Origin of the sequence: Bacillus cereus group sp. BfR-BA-01355 (genome assembly GCF_022663675.1) — a bacterium.
GTDB lineage: Bacteria > Bacillota > Bacilli > Bacillales > Bacillaceae_G > Bacillus_A > Bacillus_A thuringiensis_S.
Map to the genome: position 1 here is coordinate 1 of NZ_JAKUFY010000200.1, position 4,681 is coordinate 4,681.

The window sequence follows — 4,681 nt, forward strand, 5'->3', positions numbered from 1 at the left end:
TTACTTCAGAAATGGTCTGAACAATCTCATTTGAAATATTAGATGCTCGCTTTGTGTCTTGTAAAACCCCCTCCGTAGAAGAAATCACCTCTTGTGTTGTCACCTTAACATTCGCAATTAATTGTTGTAGGTTATCTAACATACTATTGAAAGACTGTACAATAATTCCTAACTCATTATTTGCTTTATAAGACGTACGTATTGTTAAATCACCTGCAGCTACTTTTTCCATATCATTTTGTAATAAAATAAGCGGTTTTCGTATAGTAAATCTAATAATATATCCAATAAATATAACTATGACAATTGCTAAAATTGATATAACCACAAACATTATCATTGTATTTTGAGCACTATTATTATTAACTTTCTGTAACTGGTTTGCATTGTTGCTGTTATATATAATTAATTCACGAATTGACTGAATTGTTTTTTGCATATTAGGTTCAATTTCTTTTAGATAATAGGCATACGCTTCCTCATTATTAGATTTCCCTAATTCTTGTGCTTTTTTCATCAGAGTTCTTAATTCATTAAACGCTTCATGAAATTTGCTATATAGTTCTTTTTCTTTATTAGAAATAACTTTAGTTTCAAACTGCTTTAATAACTGATCGTTTTCCTTTCGAATTCCATCCATTTCTTTTATTAAATCGTTCATTCTTTTTTCATCTTTGGACACCATTATTTCCATAAAATTCATATTAACATGATAAAAGTTAGATTCTACAATTCCTATCCATTCAATTGGCAATAAGCTGTTCTCATACATATTAGAGGAAGCATTCTTTCCTTTTTCTAGTCCCGAAAAACCTATTAGGGATAATACTATACAAGCGATACTTGATATAGCTATTAATATGTTTAGTTTTGTACCAACCCTACTGTTTCTTAATAATTCCAATTAAAACTCTCCATTCTCATATATAATTTAATTGATATATTGTATAATAATAATCTAGAATATACGATATTTATTTTTAAAATATAAAAATATGTATAATTCTTAAAAATAATAAAGTTACCAGACACTTTTACCTAAACTTCCGCCAAATTGATTGTAGGTGAAAACACTTTCTCGTTTTCCGTCTTGTTACGTATCTTAGGTAATCATCCAATTATACATAGACAATCTTCTAAAACATAGACAGCTAAATATAATGTCGGAAAAATACAGTTATAATAAGGAGTGATTGTCTTTGTTTCATCCGTATTATGTACCTGCATTTGGACCTACTCTGTATTCACCTTATGAATATGAGATACCATATCAACAGTATAGAACAAACCCTTGGCATATAGCACCTACTTATGACATAAACCAAGTACCTACAACAGTTTCAGTACCTTCAAGCTATACTTATAGTGAAGGTAGAGCTAAATGCGACGAATGCACATTTAGCTCTCATCTGGGTTTAAATTATGCATATTCTCCTGTCCCTGACTTTGTGACACATCATCATACAAAACCAGGAGGGAGTAACAACAATGGCACTTACATTTAAGAACGACACTAGTTTAACTTTGTGGGTAGCTTTCGCCCATGTAGATCGAAGCTGTGCTGGTAGCGTATGGAGAAAAGTAGGCTGGTATCAAGTTGGGCCTAGAGGAACGAGAACTGTAAGAACTGGGTCGACCAAAGGAAATTTTTACTTTTACGCTGAGGACACAAATCGTAATCATATATGGTCAGGAGATACCTACACAACCCTTCCTCAACATGCATTCTCTCGTTGCTGGGACGAACCCGGTGGGAGAAACCTTGGGATGAAGGTTTTTACGTCCACAACTGATGACTTCACAATGTCGCTTTACATTTAGAGACCCATTCAGACACAAAACCAGGCAACAAAAAGAAAAAATCCACATTATTATGTTGATTAAAAGTCCTTTCAAATGAATTGAAGGGACTTTTTTAGTGTTCGAATTGTTAATTTTTAAATATTAATTTACATTAATACATTCTAAAATATTGATCTCAAATCGAATATGCAAATATTCTTAAAATATAAAAAGAAAGTATACATTTGAAATACTAAATTAAAAAATGCTAGCGTACCAAACGTAAAAACCTTTATTTTCCATTTTTTTATAACTAAGAATATATATAAATTATTTAATTATAATACCTATATTTTTAAAATAGCAAAATCAACTTTGTATTAACCACATTTTAAAGTTAGATGCATAATTTTATACGTAATTACAAATATTAAAAAACGTGTTTAAATAATATAATACCAAAATATACAAAGTAAAGAAGGGCTGTTTATGAAATTACCATCTGCCATTGGGTTAAAAAGAGATTCTAAAGGCAAACCAGTAAATGAATTACAAAATTTTCTTCAAGCATTTGGATATTTAAAAAAAGGTGATAACGAAGTTGAATTAGAAGCTAATTTTGATGATACTACTGAAACTGCTTTGAAAAAATATCAAAAATTTAATGATATACCTCAATCCGGCGAATTAGATGAAACTACAATAAAACAAATGAGATTACCAAGATGTGGATGTCCAGATCTACATGAGGGACTTGAAAACTTTGCAGCCCAAGGAAACAAGTGGAATAAAAATAATCTTACTTATAAATTTGTAAAATTCACATCAGATTTATCAAAAGATGAAGTTCGTTCAGCTATTGCTAAGGCATTTAGTCTTTGGAGCGAAGTAACTCCTTTAACTTTTGAAGAAGTTACAACTGATAATGCTGATATCTTAATATCATTTGTCACAGGAGAACATGGTGATAACAATCCATTTGATGGTAATGGAAATGTATTAGCACATGCTTATTTCCCACCTCCTAACAGCGGTTCTCTCGCAGGAGATGCACATTTTGATGATGGTGAAACTTGGTCAATAAGTACACCTACATCAGGTATTGATCTTATTACTGTAGCTGCTCATGAATTTGGTCACTCTCTTGGTTTATCTCATTCTAAAGTTAGAGGCTCACTAATGTTCCCTAGTTATAGTGGAATTTTACGTTCTTTACATCAAGATGACATATCAGGAATACAATCTATTTACGGTTCACGTGAATAATAATTCGATAAATTACTTGTTTCAAACAATTTTTCTATATAAAAAAGCCTTAAAATAAAAATATGAAGTGAACCCGAATAGTGATACATGAAAAAAACACCTCCTGAATTCGCATACTAAGTATGCAAATTCACTGGAGGTGTTTTTGGTTTGAAGACAAGAGTTCATTACCAAGAAGAAATAAAGTGGAAAGTGGTTGAAATGAAAAAGGATGGATATTCCAATCGGACCATTATGGAGAAGTTTGGAATTAAAAATGTTTCCCAAATTAAGACGTGGATGAAGTGGTATCGTACCGGTCAAACGTATCGTTTTCAACAACCTGTAGGAAAACAATATTCTTATGGAAAAGGGCCAAAAGAGTTAAATGAATTGGAACAGCTACGGTTAGAAAATAAACAGTTAAAAACAAAATTACTGATATGGGGAAAGTATCTGGAAATCGAAAGGAGTTGAACCCGGAAACTGTAGTTACTTTATGGACCGATTTAAAAACAAAACTAACGGTAAAAGAATTGTGTAATGTATTAGAATTACTCCGGTCTACATTTTATCGTTGGTTACAACGAACAGTGGACCTAAGAGATGGGATAGAAGAGAAAATAAAGGATGTTTGTCTTCGGCATAAATTACGATATGGATATCGAAGAGTGACCGCAACTCTTCGGAAAATGGGGCTGTGTGTGAATCATAAAAAAGTATTACGAATCATGAGACAAAATCAGATTCTCTCAAAAGTTCGTCGAAAGAAAAAGAAATATATCAGTGGTGCGGAGCCAGTAGTAGCCCCTCATCGATTGGAACGCCAATTCGATGCATCCGCACCAAATGAAAAGTGGTTTACGGATGTGACGTATCTATTATTTGGAGAGCGTACCTTGTATTTATCAACGATTATGGATGCCTTTAATCGTGAAATTATTAGTTATGTCATCAGCGAGTCCTAAGCACTGCCATTAGCAATGAAGACATTAAAACAAGCAATGAGAGGGCGAAAAGTAAAAGATGTCCTTCTTCACTCAGATCAAGGAAGTATTTATACAGCGAAGGAATTTCAAGCATATGCCAAAGAAAACGGCATTATCACCAGCATGTCCCGGAGAGGAAATTGCCATGATAATGCCGTCATGGAAAGCTTCTTTGGTCATTTGAAAAGTGAAGCCTTCTATTCACAAGAGATAACAAAAGTATCCAACACAACTGTGCGAATTCAAGAAAAATTAAACCACCTATCCCCTAAAGAATTTAGGGAACAAGTGGTTTAGGTGTTTTGATAGGTGTCCCGTTTTCGGGGTTCACTTCAAATATTTATTTTAAGGCTTTTTTATATAGACGATTATCTATACATCAAGAAATATAAGTACATAATTATGATTTTAAGAAATAATTATTAAGAGAGGATGATTTAATTGTACAATCCTTATAATTTAAACTATTCTTCACACAATCTATATAATAATTATCGCGCTGATTCTACTATAAACCTTATGAACTTTGGTCACGGTAATTTTAAAGATGTATTTCTTGATATAAATGATAATAATGGTACTGTCATTTTATCAAATTATCCAAACATTGGGGTGAATTGGAGATTAACTGACAACGGCCAGGGTATTATTTATCTTCAAAACTT

General features: G+C 32.2%; 5 protein-coding genes and 1 pseudogene. 5 read left to right on the top strand and 1 reads right to left on the bottom strand.

Translation table 11 applies throughout. The features are described 5' to 3' along the window. Positions 1-904, bottom strand: a 904-nt coding sequence (locus MR167_RS30415) for a methyl-accepting chemotaxis protein (protein ID WP_242316167.1), incomplete at its 3' end; no start/stop codon positions are given. Between the two features lie 295 nt (positions 905-1,199). Between MR167_RS30415 and MR167_RS30420 the strand changes: the two genes are divergently transcribed. The 5 genes and pseudogenes from MR167_RS30420 to MR167_RS30435 form a co-directional block, all read left to right on the top strand. Next, the gene (locus tag MR167_RS30420) at positions 1,200-1,505 is read left to right on the top strand and encodes a hypothetical protein (RefSeq protein ID WP_170961946.1); all 306 of its coding nucleotides are present in this window, start codon (positions 1,200-1,202) and stop codon (positions 1,503-1,505) included. Beyond that, positions 1,489-1,821 carry a DUF1036 domain-containing protein gene (locus tag MR167_RS33785; protein ID WP_137075418.1) on the top strand — a complete coding sequence of 111 codons (333 nt, stop codon included), beginning with the start codon at positions 1,489-1,491 and terminating at the stop codon, positions 1,819-1,821. The genes MR167_RS30420 and MR167_RS33785 overlap by 17 nt, the downstream gene beginning before the upstream one ends. Before the next feature lie 450 nt (positions 1,822-2,271). Continuing rightward, complete coding sequence (locus MR167_RS30425; protein WP_000775479.1) at positions 2,272-3,048, top strand: matrixin family metalloprotease; 777 nt, start codon at positions 2,272-2,274, stop codon at positions 3,046-3,048. Between the two features lie 150 nt (positions 3,049-3,198). Further along, positions 3,199-4,313 (top strand): annotated as a pseudogene (locus MR167_RS30430) (IS3 family transposase). A gap of 144 nt (positions 4,314-4,457) precedes the next feature. Continuing rightward, positions 4,458-4,681, top strand: a 224-nt coding sequence (locus MR167_RS30435) for a hypothetical protein (protein WP_242316168.1), incomplete at its 3' end; no start/stop codon positions are given.

Coding starts and splice junctions, on each gene's coding strand:
- MR167_RS33785 (WP_137075418.1), top strand. CDS start 1,489: ATGGCACTTACATTTAAGAACGACACTAGTTTAACTTTGTGGGTAGCT.
- MR167_RS30425 (WP_000775479.1), top strand. CDS start 2,272: ATGAAATTACCATCTGCCATTGGGTTAAAAAGAGATTCTAAAGGCAAA.